Raw genomic sequence first — 18,492 nt, 5'->3', positions numbered from 1 at the left:
CTCCTTACTGCTTCTCTAGGCGAGTGTCGGGGGTGATCGCCATCTTGATGCCGATCCCCAGGTGGGCCAGCAGTATACCAACCACCGGACTCAACCAGTTAAAAAAGGCGTACAAAGCGTAATCAAACGGATTCACCATTAACACCCCCTGCATATACGCGCCACAACTGTTCCAGGGCACCAGGGGGGAGGTGATGGTGCCGCCGTCCTCCAGGGCACGGGAAAGGTTGACCGGCGCCAGACCCCGCTCCTCGTAGGCGGACTTGAACATCCGGCCCGGCACCACGATGGCGATGTACTGATCGGCGGTCAGCAGGTTGACGCCGAAGCAGCTGGTGATGGTGGTGGCAATCAAGGAGCCGCTGGTTTTCACCCCGGAGAGGATCGCCTCCACCACCTTACGCAGCAGACCGGCGGTCTCCATCACGGCGCCAAAGGTCATGGCCGAGAGCACCAGCCAGACGGTGTTCATCATCGAGCCCATGCCACCGCCGGAGAGCAGCGAGTCCAGATCATCCGACCCGGTTTCCACGCTGATCCCCTCGAACAGGGCGGTCCACACCTGGGTCAGAGCGGCAAAGCCGTAGCCGCCCCCCTCCCCCGCCAGGGTCCGGATCATCTCCGGCTGGAACAGCGCCGCCCACAGGCCGCCGGTCAAGGCACCGATGGCAATCGCCGGGAAGGCAGGCACCTTGAGCATCGCCAGCACCAGCACCAGCACTAGGGGCAGCAACAGGTGCCAACCGAGGTTGAACTGCGACTTAAGGCCGGCTTCGATGGCCTGCAGGCGGGCCGGGTCGTACCCCTCGCCGCCATCCCAGCCCATCACCACGAAGATCAGCAACGCCAGGACAAAAGCGGGCACCGAGGTCCGGGACATGTGGCGGATGTGACCGAACAGCTCGGAGCCGGCCACCGCCGGCGCCAGGTTGGTGGTTTCTGACAACGGGGACATCTTGTCGCCGAAATAGGCGCCGGAGATCACCGCACCGGCGGTGACCGCCGGGTCCATCCCCAGTCCCTGGCTGACCCCCATCAGGGCCACCCCCACGGTCGCCGCCACCGTCCAGGAGCTGCCGATGGACAGCGCGACGATGGCGCAGATGGCGCAGCTGGCGGCGTAGAAGATCCCGGGGTTCAACAGGTTCAGGCCGTAGTAGATCAGGGTCGGTACGGTGCCGGCCAGCAGGAAGGTGCCAATCAGGCTGCCCACGGCCAGCAGGATGATGATCGCCCCGATGGAGATGGCGATCCCCTTTTGCAGGCCCTGCTCGATGGTTTCCCAGCGCAGGCCGTTTTTCCAGCCAATCACCATGGCCACGCCAGCGGCCAGGAAGAGCACAATCTGGTTGGGCCCATAGGAGGCGTCGTCGGAGAAGAGGTTGACCGAGAGCACCAGCCCCACCACCAGCACGGCGACGGGGATCAGGGCGTCCCATAAAGAAGGTTGTTTATCGCTCATTCGTCGTTCCATAAAACGTCAGACGCCGTCCGGGGACGGCGTCCAATCTCATCCTGTCAGCCGGGCTCTTAGAGACCCAGCACACCGATCAGCTGCAGGAAGACCAGGGTGATGGCCACCGGTGCCACGTAGCGCACCGAGAAGCGCCAGATCCCGTAGACACTCTTCACGCTGCCAATTTCGCGGCAGGTGATCTCCTTCCTTACACGATAGCCGGTAAAGAGCGCGATCAGCAGGCCACCCAGGGGCAGCATGATGTTGGCGGTGATGTAGTCCAGCAGATCGAAGAAGCTGATCTGGATGTCGCTCCAAAGCGACACTACGGCCCAGGGGGCACCGGTCACCGAGAACACCGTCAGCAGGCTGAGCAGCCAGATCCCAAGCCCGGCCACCACCGCAGCCTGCATCCGCTTAAAGCCGCGCTTCTCCACCAGCCAGGCCACGGAGGACTCAATCAGAGCAATGGCGGAGGTGAACGCCGCCACCACCAGCATCAGGAAGAACAGGCCCCCAAACAGCTGGCCCAGAGGCATGGAGCCAAAGGCGATGGGCAGGGTTTGGAAGATGAGGCCGGGGCCGGCGCCAGGCTCCAGGCCGTTGGCAAAGACGATGGGGTAGATGGCCAGACCGGCCAGCATCGCTACCAGGGTGTCCATCAGGGCGATCCAGATGGAGGTTTTGACCACCGAGGTCTGCTCCGGCAGGTAGGCGCCGTACATGGTCATGATCCCGGAAGCCAGGGACAGGGTGAAGAAACTGTGGCCCAGGGCAATGAGCACCCCGTTCCAGCTCAGGGCGCTGAAGTCGGGGTTGAACATGAAGGTCACGGCCGCGGCAAAATCGCCCCGGCGTGCGGCGTAGATCACCATCACCACCAGAAGCACCAGCAGCGCCGGCATCATCCAGTTGACCGCCCGCTCCAGCCCTTCACGGACCCCCTTGCCCACCACCAGCACGGTGCCCAGGACAATGGCGAGGCTCCACAGCATCAGGGGGCCCGGCGAGGCGTTAAGCCCGGAGAACAGGGTGCCGATCTCCTGGGCGTCGCGACCATCGAACAGACCGGTAAAGCCGTACCAGGTGTAGGCCAGCGCCCAGCCGGCGATCACCACGTAGAAGGAGAGGATAAGGTAGCCGGCCAGCACACCGGACCATCCGACGATGGACCAACCCTTGCCCCCGCCGGAGGCGTCGGCCATCAGGGCGACGGAGCGGGCCGGGGTCTGGCGGCCGAATTTGCCGATGATCACTTCCGACATCATGATGGGGATGCCGATAAAGAGGATGCAGAGGAGATAAACCAGGACGAAGGCGCCGCCGCCGTTCTCCCCCATGATGTAGGGAAACTTCCAGATGTTCCCCAGTCCCACGGCGGCCCCGGTGGCGGCCAAAATGTAGGTGAACCGACTCGACCACCTACCGTGGGTTACTGCCTGTTGCGTCATAACTCTTCCCAAGTTTGTTATTGTTTTGTAACTCCTTAGTTTGTGTAACACGAAGGTGCCCGTCAGGACAAGGCGAGCCAAAACAAAAGCGCTGCATCCTGTGCAGCGCTTTATGTCATTTTAACCCTTGGATTTATTGAGCCTTTTTACTGCTCGCCACCCGATCCCAGTCGACCATGTCGAGGGTAATGGCGCCGGCTTCATCCAGCAGGTAGTCGTCCACTTCCATCTCCTCGGCCGCCGCCAGATCTTCGATGGGCTCCTGGCCCATCAGGTCCCGGCGGGCGTTGAGACGCGACAGTTCACGGGCATCTTCCGCATCGGACTCCGCTTCACGCTCGGACTTGACCAGGGAGATCCACCCCTTGTCCTTCTCCTCCCGGTAGCGGGCGATGTCCTCATTGAGCAGCTCAAACTCCAGCTCACCGGCGATGCGGTCGTTGTGGCGTTTTTTCAGCTGGACAACCAGCTCCTGGGAGATGTCGTCCACCTGCTGGTAACGGGCGCCGGGTACGGAATCCCAAGGCAGCGGGTTCTTTTCCTGGGATTCGCCGTACTCGCCGTGCTCGACAAAGCTGGGGAAGCGCAGGTCCGGGATCACCCCTTCGAGCTGGGTGCTGCCGCCGTTGATGCGGTAGAACTTGGCGATGGTGTAGGTGACGTTGCCCATGGGGTTTTCGTACAGATCGTAGATGCGGCCCAAACCGCGGTGCTGCTGTACGGTGCCCTTGCCGAAGGTCTGTTCACCGACGATCAGGGCACGACCGTAGTCCTGCATGGCGGCGGCGAAGATCTCCGAAGCGGAGGCGCTGTAGCGATCCACCATCACCGTCATCGGGCCGTCGTAGGCCAGCTGACCGTCGTTGTCGCCGTTGACGCTGATGCGACCGCGCTGGTCGCGGATCTGCACCACCGGACCCTGACGGATGAACAGGCCGGTCAACAGGCTGGCTTCGCTCAAGGCGCCACCGCCGTTGCCCCGCAGGTCGATGATGATCCCCTCGACGTTCTCCTCGTCGAGCTTGGCCAGCTCTTTGGCCACATCCTGGCTGATGTTCATGTAGAAGCTGGGGATCTCAATCACCCCAATGCGGCGAGCCTGCTCACTGCCCTGCTCCACCTCCAGCACTTGGGATTTGACCGCCCGGTCCTCCAGTCGGACCTTGTCACGGACGATGACGATCTCCTTGGCGCGGGCGTTGCTGCCGCCTTTGGCCGGCAGCACCTGCAGGGTCACCTTGGAGTCCTTGGGCCCCTTGATGAGATCCACCACATCGTCCAGTCGCCAGCCAATCACGTCGACCATCTCCTCCCCGTCCTGGCCAACGCCGATGATCTTGTCATCCGGGGAGAGCTCGCCCTGCTTGTCTGCCGGGCCGCCGGTCACCAGGGATTGCACCACGGTGTAGTCGTCGGTCATCCGCAGGACCGCGCCGATCCCCTCCAAAGACAGATTCATCTCGGTCTGGAAGCGATCAGCATTACGCGGCGACAGGTAGCTGGTGTGCGGTTCGATGGTGTAGGCAAAGGCGTTCATTGCCGACTGGAACACGTCTTCGCTGTTGGTCTGGGACAGACGCTTGATGGCGTTGTTGTAACGCTTGCCAAGAATGTCCTTGATCTCCTCCCAATCCTTGCCGGTCATGGCCAGGTTCAGGGCGTCGTACTTGACCCGCTGGCGCCAGATCTCATCCAGCTCTGCTTCGGTCTTGGCCCAGGGGGCTTCTTCGCGGTCGAAGTAGTACTTGTCCCCGGGCTCCTCGAAGGAGATGGGGGTGTCCAGCAGCTCCAGCGCGTAAGAGAGACGCTCGTAGCGGCGCTGCATGGAGATCCGGTAGAGATCGTAGGCCACCTTGAGATCGCCCTTGGCGATCCGCTCGGCAAAGCGGTTGCGCTGGGATTCGAACTGGGCCACGTCACCGGCCAGCAGCAGCGAACGATTGAAATCGAGCTGTTGGAGATAGCGGTCGAAGACCTGGTCTGAAAACGCCTGGTCCATTTCGAACTGGCGATAGTGGGAGCGGGTGAACAGATCCGCGACCCGCTTACTGGCCACCCGGTGCTGCGCCTCCTGGCTCAGCTGGGGCAGTTCAGACGACTTGATGTCAGGGGCGAGTGCCCAGGCCTGGGTGGTAAGCAGTGCGCCGGCCACCAAGGCTGACAGGGTATGTTTCATCATCGACTCGCAACTCCTTTTCGCTGCTGGCGTTAGATGCGCAGGTGTTCGGCTTTCACCTTAACGGTCAGGCCGGTTTCCAGGCGAACCATCACGTCATCGCGGTTGATGTCGACGATCACCCCTTTGGCGGGGGTGCGACCCAACTGCACCATGACGGCCTGATCCACTTTCAGCTTGTCAGATGAGACCGCCTTAAGGGGAGCCGGGTTCCGCTTGGTTTCCGGTTTACTCTTGAGCTTAGCGTTTTTCGCCCGCTCGGAGCGAGCCGGTTTGCGGCCCTCAGGACGTTTGTTTTCGCGGCCCTGCTTCTCCGCCCGGGCGGCCTTGGCCTTGTCCTGGCTCTCCTTCAGGGTCTTCTGGGCGTGCTCTACGTGCTCCGCTTCCAGTTCACCCACTTCGTTGCCATCCAGGTCGACCCGCTGGGCGCCGGCCTTCTGGCAGCGCAGGTAACGCCAGGAGTTGGTGTAACGGCGCAGCGCCTGACGCAGCTGGGTTTTGCTGACCCGCTCGTCCTGGTCAAGACGCTCAGCGAGGTCTTGGAACAGGCCAATCTTCAGGGGCTTGGCGTCGCCTTCGAGGGAGAAACACGCAGGAAACTGCTCGGCGAGATAGGCAATGACGGCTTTGACGTCAGTCAGCTTCTCGACGGATTCCTGGGTGCTGGGTTGTTCAGTGGTCATCAAACTCTTCCTGGCCCGCATTCGGGTCAAAGTGGGAAAACAGCGTTTCGACAAAGACGTCGATCAAATCATCGTCCAGTTCCAATAACTGGGGATTAAATTGCCAATGTGGCCACACGGCCGACAGCATCTCTTCCAGCAACGCCGGTTCGATGTCGTTATCGGCCGCATCATAAACTGCATGATAGAGTCGGTTGAGGTTCTCTGCCGCCAGGGCTTCCTCCCCCTCCCACTCCCCTACCTCGGAGGGCTCCACCAGGTAGGTATAGATGGATACAAACTCTTTCATTGTTGAGTGTGGGCGGTAAACAGTGCCGAGCACAGCTCGGCCAGTTTCACCAGGCCCGCTTCGTCCTCTGCACTAAAGCGACCAAATTCCGGGCTGTCGATGTCCAGAACGGCCACCACCTCTTCGCCCACCATGATCGGTAGCACAATTTCCGAGTTACTGGCCGCATCACAAGCGATGTGGCCCTCAAAAGCGTGTACGTCTTCAATCCGCTGAACGGTTTGCTCTGCCGCGGCGGTGCCGCACACGCCACGCCCCCAGGGGATGCGAACACAGGCCACGTTACCCTGGAAGGGGCCCAACACCAGGGTGTCGCCCTCTTTGAGGTAAAAACCGGCCCAATTGACCCGGCCCAGGCCGTGGTAGACCAGTGCAGACAGGTTGGCGAGATTGGCGATCAGGTTGGGTTCGCCCTGGGTCAGGGCTTCGGCTTGCCGCAGCAAAGAGGCGTAATCGACGGACGTTTCTACAGACATAGCGTGGATGAAGAGTTCTCAACAGCCTGCCATTAACCCAGTTTACGTGGAAGCAGTCAAGGATTTGCCGGCCCTAAGGTGTTCAAACGTGCAGTAAGAGTGCAATAGCGCTGAAAAGACTCCCATTTTTGAGTACACTCGCGGTATCGCCCGAAGCCAATAGAAGCAGGAAGCTCCTTGTCCAGCCGCCCCGTGCTCTGTCCCACCTGTGACACCTATGTCCGTCGCCGGGCCTTGCCTCGGGGCATGCGCGCTTTCTGCCCGCGCTGCCACAGCCGCATCTACGACAACCCCTACTGCGACACCGGCGGATTGATGGCCCTCACCCTGGCCGCCCTGGTGCTCTATTTCCCCGCCAACCTGCTGCCCATACTGGAGATCGATCTGGTGGGGAACCTGCGCCAGACCACGGTGCTGTACGGGGCCCTGGTGGTGATGGAACAGGGGTTCGTGCTGGTGGGCCTGGCGGTGCTGGTGGCGGGCGTGATCGCCCCCCTGCTGTTGCTGCTCTCCATCCTGACCCAACTGACCCTGATGCGCATGGGCACCGGCCGTCCCATAGTGCGCTGGTTGCTGCTGCATCAACCCACCCTGGACCAGCTGAGCATGATTGAGATCTACATGATCAGCTTCTTCGTCTCTGTCTTTAAGCTGGTGGACATCGCAGATCTGACCTACGGCTGGGGCACTTTGTGTTATATCTTGTTGTTCGTACTAACCTTTTACGTGCAATACGAGTACAACCGCGAGTTGATGTGGCATCAGTATGAAGAGATCTACGGTTCCTGAGCGTGGGCTCGACCGCGACCTGCGGTTGTGCGCCGGCTGTGGGCTGGCGGTGGCCAGTGCCCCCAGCTGCCCCCGTTGCCACACCGAACTGCACGATCGTAAGCCCCACAGCCTGGAGTACTCCTGGGCGCTGTTGATCACAGCCATCTTTCTGCTGTTCCCGGCCAACGCCCTGCACATCACCCAGTTGACCAACCAGGGCCGCACCACCTACGACACCATCTACTCCGGCATCCTGTCGCTGGTGGAGAACGACATGGCAGCCATCGCCGTGATCGTGTTCACCGCCTCCATATTGGTGCCCATGGCCAAGATCATCGGCCTGAGCCTCATCCTGCTGACCATCCAGTTCCGCCTTAAGCTGTCCCGACGCCAGTTGACCTGGAGCTTCCACGTCATCGAGTTCATCGGCCGCTGGTCGATGCTGGATCTGTTCGTCATCTCCATCATGGTCAGCCTGGTCAACATGGGGCAGCTGCTCTATGCCAAGCCGGCCCCCGCGGCCACCTTTTTTGCCCTGGTGATCATCTTCACCCAGCTCGCTGCCAAAACCCTGGATCCCCGTTTGCTGTGGGATCTCGAATGTGAACAGAGTCATGACCGAAACCCACAAGCCGAAAGTCAGTAAGAAGAAGCTGATCTCCCCCATCTGGATATTGCCCATCACCGCCTTCCTGTTGGGGGCCTGGCTGCTGGCCTCCTACATCCAGGAGCGGGGCACCGTCATCGAGATCCACTTCCCCACCGCCAACGGCATCGAAGCCAACAAAACCCTGGTGCGCTACCAGGGCCTGGTGGTGGGTCAGGTCACCCACGTGGCCCTGGACGATGAGGACCAGGGGGTGATGGTCACCGTTAAGATGAGCCACATGGTGGAAGACCTGCTGCGTCGCGATACTCAGTTCTGGCTGGTCTCCCCCAAGGCCTCCCTGACTGGCATCGAGGGCCTCGACGCCCTGTTCAGCGGCAACTACATCACCATGTCACCCGGCGAAGGGCCCAAGCGCTACCAGTACGTGGGCACCTTTGAGGCCCCGGTGCGTGCCACCCAGGACGGTGGACTGACCGTCGAACTGCTGGCCGAACGCCGCGGTTCACTGGATGTGGGCAGTGGGGTCTACTTCCAGCAGGTGGAGGTGGGTCAAATCCTCAAGTACGAGTTGGATCCGGACACCCGACAAGTGCACCTGACGGCGGTGATCGAGCCGGAGTACCGCTCACTGGTGCGGGACAACAGCCTGTTCTGGAACGCCTCCGGCGCCCGGGTACGTGCCGGTCTCGATGGTGTGGACGTGGAGCTGGACAGCCTGGCCACCCTGCTGGCCGGTGGCGTCAGCTTCTCCTCCCCCGCCGATGGCGAGCCGGCGCACCACGGCTCGGTGTTTGCCCTACACGACAGCGTCGCCGCAGCGGAACCCACCTTCGATGTGCTGTTCAAAGCCGACCACGCCGAAGGGCTGCGCGTCGGCACCCCCATCCAGCACCGGGGCCTCAAGCTCGGCGAGGTGTACAGCATCCACCTCAACGACGACGGCGTACAGCTCAGTGCCCGAGTCAGCGGCGAGTATCGCCACCTGTTCAATCGCAACAGCCAGTTTTGGCGTGCCGGAGCCGAGTTCGGCCTGGACGGCGTCAAACACCTCGATACCCTGCTGTTTGGCGATTTCATCGCTCTGCTGCCGGGCGACGGCGAACCCGGCACCCGCTTCACCCTCCACGACGGTCGGCCCAAGGGGCAGCTGCCTGGCCGCCTGGTCACGCTGACCCAACAAAGCGCCGAAGGGCTCTCGGTCGGCGCCCCCATTCTGTTCCGCTCCTTCCCGGTGGGCGAGGTCACCCATCTGGCCCTGGCCGGTGACCACGTCGAGGTGACCGCCTGGATCACCGCCCCCTACCACGAGCTCATTAAGGCCAACTCGCTGTTCTGGCGCCATGGCGGCGTCACCATCGATGCGGATCTTTCCGGCCTCAAGGTGCAGTCCGCACCGCTGGCCAACCTCATTCGTGGCGGGCTGAGCTTCTCCACCGGCTCCGGCGACGCTGCTGCCGAGGATGCGGTCTTCGCCATCCATGAAAGCGAAAAGGCCGCCCGTCAGGGCCCCCCTGCCCGCCTGGTACTGCACACCGATGCCCTGCTGGGCCTGAGCCTGGGCGCACCGGTGTACTTCCGCGAGTTGGAGGTGGGCAAGGTGGCGGCCATCGATCTGGTGGATGACGGCTTTCGAGTGGCGCTGGCCATCGACGCCCCCTACCGGGCCCAGATTGGCACCGGCAGCCGCTTCTGGCACCGCAGCCAGGTCAAGGTAGAGGGCTCACTCGCGGGGGTGGCCATCGAAGCCGGCCCCCTGCCCCAGCTGCTGCGTGGCGGCCTCGCCTTTGACCATCGGGGCACGCTCCAGGCCGGCGCGCCTGAGGATCGCACCATCTACCCGGACCGCGACGCGGCGCTCTCCCCCCGGGTGAGCTTTACGCTCTACGCCAAGCCCCAGGCTCGGGTGCCGGTAAAGGCGGGGATCCGCTACCTGGGTCACGAAGTGGGCCGCATCGACTCGGTGGCCCTCTCCGATGACCTCAAATTCCAGACTCTGACCGCCAGCATCGACGCGCGCTTTGCCGAGCCCTTCCTAAACCAGGACAGCCGTTTCTACCTGGTCAGCGCTGAACTTAACCTGGCTGGGGCCAAAAACCTCGATACCCTGCTGACCGGCAACTACGTCGCTGTCCTGCCCGGCGAGTCCACCCAGCAGGATGATGCCTTTACCCTGCTCGAGGAGGTGCCGGTGCTCCTGCCCTACGACGGCGGCCTGCGCCTGGTGCTCAACCAGCCCCGCCTGGGCTCGCTGCAGATCGGCAGCCCGGTGCTCTATCGTCAGATGAAAGTGGGAGAAGTGGTGCACACGCGTCTGGCGGAGGACGCCGCGTCGGTGGACATCGAGATCCAGCTCGACCCCCGGCATCAGCACCTGGTGAACCGAAGCAGCCGGTTCTGGAACGCTTCCGGTCTCTACCTGGACTTTGGCCTGTTCTCCGGGGCCCAGATCGCCACCGAGTCAGTGGAATCCTTGCTGATTGGAGGGATCGCCTTCGCCACCGAACAGGCCGGCGACGAGGCCAACGCGGTCGCCGCCGGTGAACGCTTCCCGCTGGCAGACACCGCCGACGCCCGCTGGCTGCAGTGGCAGCCGCGCTTCTAGGCGAAGAACCAGTAGGCCACGCCGATGGCCGCAAGGATCCCCGCCAGATCGGCCAACAGGCCGCAGCCGATGGCATGGCGGGTGTGTCGCACCCCAACGGCACCGAAATAGACCGCCAGGACGTAGAAGGTGGTCTCGGTAGAGCCCTGGAACAGCGCCGCCAGGCGCCCGGCAAAGGAATCGACCCCGGCGCTGTTCATCGTCTCCAGCATCATCGCCCGCGCGCCGGAGCCGCTGAACGGCTTCATCAGCGCCGTGGGCAGCGCCTCGACAAAGCGGGTGTCCCAGCCCAGGCCCATCACCACCGACCGGATCCCCTCCAGGGCCAGTTCCAGCGCCCCTGAGCCGCGCAGCGCCCCGATGGCCACCAGCATGGCAAGCAGGTAGGGCACCAGGGTCAAGGTGGTGGTCAGCCCCTCTTTGGCCCCCTCCACAAACTGATCGAACACCGGCTGACGGCGCCACTGTCCCGCTGCGATCACCAGCACGATAAAGGCACAGAGGATGGCGTTGCCCCAGAACAGGGAGAAGCTCTGCAGTTGGGTGGCGGTGAACCCCGCCAGGGTCGCCAGCAGTGCGGTAAGGCCGGCCCCGATCCCCAATCCCCAGAACAGCACCACCCTGTCGAGCAGATTGATGCGCTGCACCAGGCTGACCGCCAACAGGCCCGCCAGGGTGGAGGCCAATGTGGCCAGCAGTATGGGCACAAACACATCTGCGGGATGCGCCGCCCCCTGCTGAGCCCGGTAGACCAGCACGGCGATGGGGAACAGGGTGACCGAGGAGGTGTTCAGCACCAGGAACAGGATCTGGGCGTTGGTGGCGGTGTCCGGTTTGGGGTTTAACGCCTGCAGCTGTTTCATCGCCTGAATGCCCATGGGGGTGGCGGCGTTGTCCATGCCCAGTACGTTGGCGGAAAGATTCATGGTGATGGCGCCAAAGGCCGGGTGCCCCTTGGGCACCTCCGGCATCAGGCGGTGAAGCAGGGGCGACAAAACCCGGGCCAGCCAATCAATGAGCCCCGCCCGCTCGCCGATGCGCATCAAACCCATCCACAATGCCATGATGCCTGCCAGGCCGATGGCGATCTCCACCGCCAGCTTGGCCATGCTCATCACCTGCTCCAGCACCGCGGCGAATATCGCCTCGTTACCGCCGGCCCATTGCCACAACGCGGCCAGGGTCGCGATAAAGAAAAAGCCACCCCATACTCTGTTTAACACCCTGTGCTACCCTCACTTCCACTGTGTTATAGTTGCCGCCGTTTTTGCCCTCAGGAACCGGACTATGCCGTCGTTTTCCCAGGAGTTTCTCGATAGCATCGAGGCGATCCTACCCGCCCATCTTACCCTTGAAGATTTCGTGGCGTACAGCACGCAACCCCTGCGTCGCTCCATTCGCGTCAACACACTGAAGATCAGTGTCGAAGCTTTCACCGAGCGGATGGCCGCCAAGGGGTGGACGCTGGAACCGGTGCCCTGGTGTGACACCGGCTTCTGGTTGACCCGCGAAGACGACAGCCAGCCTTTGGGCAACACCATCGAACACCTGTGTGGCCTGTTCTACATCCAGGAAGCCTCCTCGATGATGCCGCCCACCGCGCTGTTCGCTCACAGTGACGCGCCGGAGCAGGTGCTCGACGTGGCCTCTGCCCCGGGCTCCAAGACCACTCAGATCGCCGCCGCCATGGAAAACCGCGGCCTGCTGATGGCCAACGAGTTCTCCTCCAGCCGTCTCAAGGGCCTCTACTCCAACCTGCAGCGACTTGGGATCCGCAACGTGGTGATGACCCATTTCGACGGGCGGGTGTTTGGCCCAACCCTGCCGGAGCAGTTCGACGCCATCCTTTTGGATGCGCCCTGTTCTGGCGAAGGCACGGTGCGCAAGGACCCTGAATCGATGGACAACTGGAGCCTCGAGTCCATTGAGACCATTGCCGGGATCCAGCGGGATCTTATCGAGTCCGCCTTTGCCGCCCTGAAGCCCGGTGGCGTGCTGATCTACTCCACCTGCACCCTCAACCGGCGTGAGAACCAGGACGTCTGTGCCCATCTGCTGGCCCAGTACCCGGACGCGGTTGAGGTGGCGCCCTTGGGGGATCTCTTCCCCGGCGCCGACAAGGCCCTGACCGAGGAGGGCTACCTGCACATCTGGCCGCAGATCTTCGACTCCGAAGGCTTCTTTGTGGCGGCCCTGCGCAAAACCGCCACCATCGACAGCGAGGTCCGCCCGCCGAAGCTGGGCCGCTTCCCCTTCAGCCCCGCCAAGGCCAAGGAGGCGCAGGAGCTGTCCGCCTACTTCAGCGACCAGTTTGGCCTGACCCTGCCCAACCCAGGGCAACTGATGGTGCGGGACAAGGAGCTGTGGTGGTTCCCTACCCCCTTGTCGGGTCTGATTGGCCGGATCCGCATGGACCGCATGGGGCTAAAACTGGCCGAACGCCACAAGAAGGGGTTTAAAACCTTTCACGAAGCGGTGATGTCCCTGCCGTCGGACGACAGCAAAGGGGTCGAGCTGGATGAGGGCCAGGCGGAGCAGTACTTGATGGGCCGGGATCTGCCGATGGACGCCGCCGGCGGCAAGGGGGAAGTGATTGTGCGTTACCGGGGCCACCCACTGGGGCTGGCCAAGTGGGTGGGCAGTCGTCTGAAGAACGCCCTGCCCCGTGAACTGGTGCGGGATAAGATCAGCCTGGCCTAAGCCAGGCGAACCGATTTAACTTTTGTTACCAAAAAGTGGGGATTTGGCGAGCAAAGCCGACAAACTGGTCTAAGCTTTTTGCCTACGAAGTCGTCAGGTCTTCGCTAGCGCAAGGTTCTGTTGAACCCTTCCCCTAAGCTCGTGACATCGGAGTCGTCGCGGGCTTTTTTTTTGCGCCCTCATCAACCTCCTCCCCTCAGACGCTTCGCGCCCCAGGAAACAGGGTAAAGAAGTTACTGGCGGTCTGCTCCAACAGCGTCTCGTAAGACACCTGCTTCAGATCCGCCACAAACTGCGCCACCTCGCGCACGTAGGCCGGCTGATTGGTTTTGCCGCGGTGCGGCACCGGGGCCAGGTAGGGGGCGTCCGTCTCCACCAGCAGCCGGTCCATGGGCACCCGTCGCACCACCTCTCTCAGCGCCTCGGCATTACGGAAGGTCACGATCCCGCTGATGGAGATGTAGAGACCCAACTCCAGCGCATCCCGGGCCATCTCCCAGGACTCGGTAAAGCAGTGCAACACCCCGTTGCGCCCACCATTCTCACGCCAGATGCGCAAGGTGTCCTCCCGGGCATCCCGGGTGTGGATGATCACCGGTTTCTCCAACCTGTTGGCGAGCTGAATGTGGTGGGCAAACGCCTGCTGCTGGGCTTCGATGTTGTCCTTGCTGTAGTAGTAATCCAATCCGGTTTCGCCGATGGCCACCACTTGCGGATCCGCCGCTTCCCGGGCCAACCAGGCCGGATCAAACCCGTCCTTGATATCCAGCGGGTGCACACCGCAGGAGAGGGACACCTCAGGGTGAGGCGCGACCAGCGCCTTCATGCGGTCATACCCCTGCTGGGAAACGGAGACACAGAGCAGCTTTTCGACCCCGCGGGCCCTGGCGGCGTCGAGAATGGGGGTCAAATCGGCGGGAGCGTCACCTTCGACCAGGCGGTCAAGGTGGCAATGGGAGTCAATCAGCACAGCAGGGGTCCACTTTCGAAACGGGCCGAAAGGGTAACGGCCTACATGGTCGAGGTCAATTGATTGGAGCCGAGCTGATCGGCCAGCAGCTGCTCGATGCGGGGCTTGTGGGGGTTTTGCTCTTCACCAAATGCCAGCCCTACACCCGGCGGCCGGCCCCCCTGGGAACCCAGCGGGTTGATCCAGACCACCTGGCCACTGAACTCGTACCACTGCTCGCTCTCGGGCAACCGATAGCGAGCTTCAATGGTGTCCCCCATCTGATATTCGCGACTGGAGACGAAAAACAGCCCACCGTGGCGAACAAACGGCATGTAAGCTCGGTAGAGCTGGGCCAGGGTATCGAACTGGGCTTCGAGATTAACCATGGTGTGGCGCTGCCCCCTCCTGGGCTCGATGTTGATAGTCCACTATCAGTTGCTGGAAGGTCGCGGTCAAGTTGATGCCGCTTTGACGGTCCAGCCAGCGCTGCTGTTGGGCAACCTGGGTCAGCATGGAATAGAGCCAGGCGGTGCGCTCCGGTTGCGACCCACACTGAGATAATAACTCAAAATACAACACCTTGAGTGCCAGTGCAGCCTGTTCTTGCGCCACTTGAGTCAGCCGCGGACTCACAAGCCCTGCCGACAGGCTTTCCTGCCAGGCCTCACGCAGCGCCCGGGCCTCACTGAGGCCGTCACTCTCCAACGCCGCCTTCAACGCCAGGGGCCCTCCCAGGATCCGCGGCCAGTAGGGCCAATCCCCCAGTTTATCGCCAAGGGATCCGAGATACGCCGCCAGAACATCGGGACTGGGCATGCTCACCACCAGGCGCTGACACCGACTGACGATGGTGGGCAACAGAGGCTGCGCCCCATCGGACACCAGGATGAGGTACACCCCGGGGGCCGGCTCCTCCAGGGTTTTAAGCAGCGCGTTGGCGGAGGCGGTGTTCATCCGCTCCGCCTGCTGGAGGATCGCCACCCGTGCGCCCCCCTGGTGCGCCGTGCCGGTCAGTTGGCCAATCAGCTGGCGCACCGACTCCACTTTGATCTGCTGCCCCTCCGGGGCCAGCTGGTACAGATCCGGGTGATGCCCCGCCGCCAGCAGCAGGCAGCTTTTGCACTGCCCACAGCCCTTGCACAGGTCACAGAGCAGTTGTTCGGCGATCCAGCGAGCCATCTCCCCTTTGCCCACGCCGGGCGGCCCCTGCAGTAACAGGGCGTGCCCCAGCCGCTGTTGCTGGCGCTGGGCCAGCCAGCGCTCGGCAACCGGTTGAAGCCAGGGCAGTAGTGCCGTCATAGGGCACTGTCCAGGGCGCGGCGCAGATCCGCGTGGACCTGCGCCATGGGCTGGCCGGCATCGATGGTGACGATGCTGGCGTCCTGATGGGCGGCCGACAGATAGGCTTCACGGGCGCGCTCGAAAAACGACAGCTGCTCTAGCTCGATGCGATCCAGCGCGCCCCGGGCACGGGCCCGGCTGAGGCCCAGCTCCGGGTCAATGTCCAGGTAGAGGGTGAGATCCGGGGAAAAGCCGTCCAAGGTCAGGGCCGAGAGTTTGGCCACCGGCTCCGCCAGCGACCGGCCACCGCCCTGGTAGGCCTGGCTGGACAGATCGTGACGATCGCCCACTACGATGGCGCCGCGGGCCAAGGCCGGCTTGATCACCGTCTCCACCAACTGGGCTCGGCAGGCGTACACCATCAACAGCTCCGTCATCGGCGCCATCGCCTCCTCTCGGGGACGCTTCCAGATGTCGCGGATCTCCTCCGCCAGCGGCGTGCCACCGGGCTCCCGAGTGTGGACGATCTCCGTGGAGGGGAAACGCTCGGCCAGGTAGCGGTCGACCACCTCGATGGCGGTGCTTTTGCCGGCCCCTTCCAGGCCCTCGATTACAATGAATTTGCCTTGTTCTGCCATGGATTACTGGTTTCGAATGTAGCGGTTAACGGCGTTGTTGTGCTCCCGCAGGGTCCGGGAGAACTGGTGTGTGCCGTTGCCCTTGGAGACAAAGTAGAGGTAGTCGGACTCATCGGGATTGACCGCCGCTTGCAGCGACGCCAACGAAGGGTTGGCGATGGGGGTCGGCGGCAGACCGTGGATCCGATAGGTGTTGTAAGGGGTCCAGGTGTTGAGGTGCTTGCGGGTGATCCGCCCCTGGTAGTCCTCCCCCACCCCGTAGATCACCGTAGGATCCGTCTGCAGGCGCATCCCCTTGTTCAGGCGATTGACGAACACCGAACTGACCAGGCCGCGCTCCTGGGGCTGACCGGTCTCCTTTTCGATGATGGAGGCCAGGATCAGCATCTCGTAGGGGGTGCTGATGGGCAGCTCAGACTGACGCTCGTCCCATACCTGTTCGACCGCCGTCACCATGCGCTGGTAGGCCCGGCTCAACAACGCCAGATCGGTGGTGCCGTCGACAAAGGCGTAGGTGTCCGGGTAGAGCCAGCCTTCGGAGGGCTGATCCTCCAGCCCCAGAGCCAGATCCAGGGCCACCACGTCCTCCAGCGTGACCTCAACCCGGGGGTGAGCCTGCACCTGGGCCAGCCACTGAGCCGCCGTGCCGCCCTCCACCAGGGTGATCTGAAACTGCTTCTCGGCGCCCTCCACCAGGCGCGCCAGGGCCTCGGCGACGGTCAGCTCCGGGCCCAGGTCGTAGGTGCCGGTCTTGATGGCGGCCAGCTCCGGCCGAAGCTTCAGGCCCAGCTTCAGCCACAACTCGTCGCCCACCCAGCCCTGTGCCTGCCACTGTCGCAACAAGGCCCGGGCGCTTTGTCCGCTGTCCACGGTGATCTCCACCGGTTCGTCGAGCGCCAGGGGCGCATCCAACACCGCGTTAGCCTGGTGCCAGGCAAAGAGGACCGCTGCCAGTGCCGCGGTGATCATAAGGCTGCCCGCCAGCAACAGGCCCTTCATCCAGCGCTTTAACGCCATAGATCCAGTGTCTCCAGTAGTGCATCCGCCACGCTGCGGCGGGGTAATTCAATATCGTCGATACGGCTCAAGGGGACCACCCCCATCAGCGCATTGGTCACAAAGGCTTCGCGTACCTGTTTCAGGGTGCTCCGGGGGATATCGGTCTCCCGGACAGGGTGCCCCATCTCGGTCAGGGTTGCCATCACCCGCTCTCGCATCACGCCCGCCACTCCGCATCGGTTGAGCGCGGGGGTCCAGACCCCCTGCTCCGTCACCAGGAACAGGTTGCCGGCTGTGGCCTCCACCAGATTGCCCTGCGCATCACACACCAGCAGCTCATCCAGGCCCCGTTGCTCGGCTTCACGTTTGAGCAGCACCTGCTCGAGACGGCCCAGGGTTTTCAGACCCGCCAAGGGTCCGCCGGTGGCCAATCGGGTGTGCGCCACGGCGGCAGCAATGCCCTGGGTTTGCCATTGTCGGTAGTGGTGGGGAAATTCGGAGAGGGTCATCAGGCGACGGGGCTGCGCGCCCCACTGGCCCTGGTAACCTCGGCCGCTGCTGCCCCGAGTCAGGGTCAGACGCAGCACCGCCAGCTCTTGGTCCGAAGCGACCGCCTCGATCTCCTGGGCCAGCAGCGCCCAGTCCGGGTCCGTAAGCCCCATACGAGCGTTGGCCTTGGCCAGACGCGCCTGGTGAAGGGACCAGAGGACGACCCGACCCTGCTTGACCAGCATGGTGGTGAAATGGCCATCACCGAGGGCCAATCCCCGGTCGTCGGCAGGCAGGGCCTCGGTGGGTTCACCGTCGAGCCAAAACTTCATCCGTCCTGGCTGATCCGGCTGGCGACCGCGCCGGTCTGATCCTTGTACTTGGCGTCCTGGCGCTGGTTGTAGGGCCGCGCGCATGGGCCGGAGAGGCGCTCAAAGTTCAGTGCACCGATGGGCATACCCGGGCGCAGAGCCAGAGGCAGTTTACCGCTGTTGAAAAACTCCAGCACGATCTGCCCGGACCAGCCGGGATCGATTCGGTGGGCGGTCACGTGGACCATCAGCCCCAGCCGGGCCAGGGAGGAGCGGCCGTCCAGCCAGCCCACCACATCCGCCGGCAGGGTCACCGACTCATGGGTCACCGCCAGGGCCAGTTCGCCGGGATGGAGGAAGAAGGCCTCGCCATCGGCGATCACCAGCTCGTCGCTCATCACGGTTTCCAGCGCCCGCTGCACCTCTTCCCGGGGGCCGGAAAGATCGATGTAGGGAGCGGTGTGGTCCTGGAACACCCGGAAACGGTTGCCCAGGCAGACGTCGACGCTGACGCCGCTGATCTTGTCGGTGGCGGGGCGCGGTTCGATGACGATCCGCTCCTCGTCCAGGTACTGTTCGATTTCGATGTCGTTAAGGCGCATCCTTCA

General features: G+C 63.1%; 18 protein-coding genes. 4 read left to right on the top strand and 14 right to left on the bottom strand.

Translation table 11 applies throughout. The annotated features are described in order from the left end of the window. Positions 1-4: 4 nt before the first annotated feature. The 6 genes from nhaC to KUV81_RS05465 all read right to left on the bottom strand — a co-directional run bounded on the left by nhaC (position 5) and on the right by KUV81_RS05465 (position 6,531). Positions 5-1,462 (bottom strand): Na+/H+ antiporter NhaC, encoded by a 1,458-nt coding sequence (gene nhaC, locus KUV81_RS05490; protein ID WP_222542832.1) that lies wholly within the window; start codon positions 1,460-1,462, stop codon positions 5-7. A gap of 68 nt (positions 1,463-1,530) precedes the next feature. Further along, positions 1,531-2,907, bottom strand: coding sequence for a sodium-dependent transporter (locus KUV81_RS05485; RefSeq protein ID WP_222542831.1), 1,377 nt, complete (start codon positions 2,905-2,907; stop codon positions 1,531-1,533). Between the two features lie 133 nt (positions 2,908-3,040). Next, positions 3,041-5,086: a carboxy terminal-processing peptidase gene (gene prc / locus KUV81_RS05480; RefSeq protein WP_222542830.1), complete on the bottom strand. Its 2,046-nt coding sequence runs from the start codon at positions 5,084-5,086 to the stop codon at positions 3,041-3,043. A gap of 29 nt (positions 5,087-5,115) precedes the next feature. Then, positions 5,116-5,766, bottom strand: coding sequence for an RNA chaperone ProQ (gene proQ / locus KUV81_RS05475; protein WP_222542829.1), 651 nt, complete (start codon positions 5,764-5,766; stop codon positions 5,116-5,118). After that, a complete protein-coding gene (locus tag KUV81_RS05470; protein ID WP_222542828.1) occupies positions 5,756-6,055 on the bottom strand; it encodes a hypothetical protein in 300 nt (99 codons plus the stop codon). The genes proQ and KUV81_RS05470 overlap by 11 nt, the downstream gene beginning before the upstream one ends. Then, positions 6,052-6,531 carry a GAF domain-containing protein gene (locus tag KUV81_RS05465; RefSeq protein WP_222542827.1) on the bottom strand — a complete coding sequence of 160 codons (480 nt, stop codon included), beginning with the start codon at positions 6,529-6,531 and terminating at the stop codon, positions 6,052-6,054. Before KUV81_RS05465 ends, KUV81_RS05470 begins: the two co-directional genes overlap by 4 nt. Positions 6,532-6,708: 177 nt before the next feature. Here KUV81_RS05465 and KUV81_RS05460 point away from each other — a divergent pair, with 177 nt between their 5' ends. Genes KUV81_RS05460 through KUV81_RS05450 form a run of 3 tightly spaced genes read left to right on the top strand, consistent with a single transcriptional unit; the run spans position 6,709 to position 10,514 of the window. Next, complete coding sequence (locus KUV81_RS05460) at positions 6,709-7,320, top strand: paraquat-inducible protein A (protein WP_222542826.1); 612 nt, start codon at positions 6,709-6,711, stop codon at positions 7,318-7,320. After that, entirely contained in the window at positions 7,298-7,948 is a 651-nt protein-coding gene (locus tag KUV81_RS05455) for a paraquat-inducible protein A (protein ID WP_222542825.1), read from the top strand. The genes KUV81_RS05460 and KUV81_RS05455 overlap by 23 nt, the downstream gene beginning before the upstream one ends. Further along, entirely contained in the window at positions 7,917-10,514 is a 2,598-nt protein-coding gene (locus KUV81_RS05450) for an MlaD family protein (RefSeq protein WP_222542824.1), read from the top strand. The genes KUV81_RS05455 and KUV81_RS05450 overlap by 32 nt, the downstream gene beginning before the upstream one ends. Here the strand turns inward: KUV81_RS05450 and KUV81_RS05445 are convergent. Next, on the bottom strand, positions 10,511-11,737 hold the full coding sequence (locus KUV81_RS05445) for a nucleoside recognition domain-containing protein (RefSeq protein ID WP_222542823.1): 1,227 nt from the start codon (positions 11,735-11,737) through the stop codon (positions 10,511-10,513). The genes KUV81_RS05450 and KUV81_RS05445 overlap by 4 nt on opposite strands. Positions 11,738-11,801: 64 nt before the next feature. Between KUV81_RS05445 and rsmF the strand changes: the two genes are divergently transcribed. Continuing rightward, positions 11,802-13,214, top strand: coding sequence for a 16S rRNA (cytosine(1407)-C(5))-methyltransferase RsmF (gene rsmF, locus KUV81_RS05440; RefSeq protein ID WP_222542822.1), 1,413 nt, complete (start codon positions 11,802-11,804; stop codon positions 13,212-13,214). A gap of 196 nt (positions 13,215-13,410) precedes the next feature. Here rsmF and KUV81_RS05435 read toward each other — a convergent pair whose 3' ends face one another. Genes KUV81_RS05435 through dcd form a run of 7 tightly spaced genes read right to left on the bottom strand, consistent with a single transcriptional unit; the run spans position 13,411 to position 18,486 of the window. Further along, positions 13,411-14,184, bottom strand: coding sequence for a TatD family hydrolase (locus KUV81_RS05435; protein ID WP_222542821.1), 774 nt, complete (start codon positions 14,182-14,184; stop codon positions 13,411-13,413). Positions 14,185-14,225: 41 nt separating this feature from the next. Beyond that, entirely contained in the window at positions 14,226-14,552 is a 327-nt protein-coding gene (locus tag KUV81_RS05430; RefSeq protein ID WP_222542820.1) for a PilZ domain-containing protein, read from the bottom strand. After that, positions 14,545-15,465 (bottom strand): DNA polymerase III subunit delta', encoded by a 921-nt coding sequence (gene holB, locus KUV81_RS05425; RefSeq protein WP_222542819.1) that lies wholly within the window; start codon positions 15,463-15,465, stop codon positions 14,545-14,547. The genes KUV81_RS05430 and holB overlap by 8 nt, the downstream gene beginning before the upstream one ends. After that, a complete protein-coding gene (tmk, locus tag KUV81_RS05420) occupies positions 15,462-16,085 on the bottom strand; it encodes a dTMP kinase (RefSeq protein WP_222542818.1) in 624 nt (207 codons plus the stop codon). Before tmk ends, holB begins: the two co-directional genes overlap by 4 nt. Before the next feature lie 3 nt (positions 16,086-16,088). Then, on the bottom strand, positions 16,089-17,102 hold the full coding sequence (mltG, locus tag KUV81_RS05415) for an endolytic transglycosylase MltG (RefSeq protein ID WP_222542817.1): 1,014 nt from the start codon (positions 17,100-17,102) through the stop codon (positions 16,089-16,091). Beyond that, positions 17,093-17,905: an aminodeoxychorismate lyase gene (gene pabC / locus KUV81_RS05410; protein WP_222542816.1), complete on the bottom strand. Its 813-nt coding sequence runs from the start codon at positions 17,903-17,905 to the stop codon at positions 17,093-17,095. Before pabC ends, mltG begins: the two co-directional genes overlap by 10 nt. Next, positions 17,902-18,486 carry a dCTP deaminase gene (gene dcd / locus KUV81_RS05405; protein WP_222542815.1) on the bottom strand — a complete coding sequence of 195 codons (585 nt, stop codon included), beginning with the start codon at positions 18,484-18,486 and terminating at the stop codon, positions 17,902-17,904. Before dcd ends, pabC begins: the two co-directional genes overlap by 4 nt. Between the last annotated feature and the right edge of the window lie 6 nt (positions 18,487-18,492).

The organism is Ferrimonas balearica, from assembly GCF_019802085.1.
Lineage (GTDB): Bacteria > Pseudomonadota > Gammaproteobacteria > Enterobacterales > Shewanellaceae > Ferrimonas > Ferrimonas balearica_B.
Note: the sequence above shows the minus strand (reverse complement) of the source record. Positions and strands in the feature narration are given on the sequence as shown.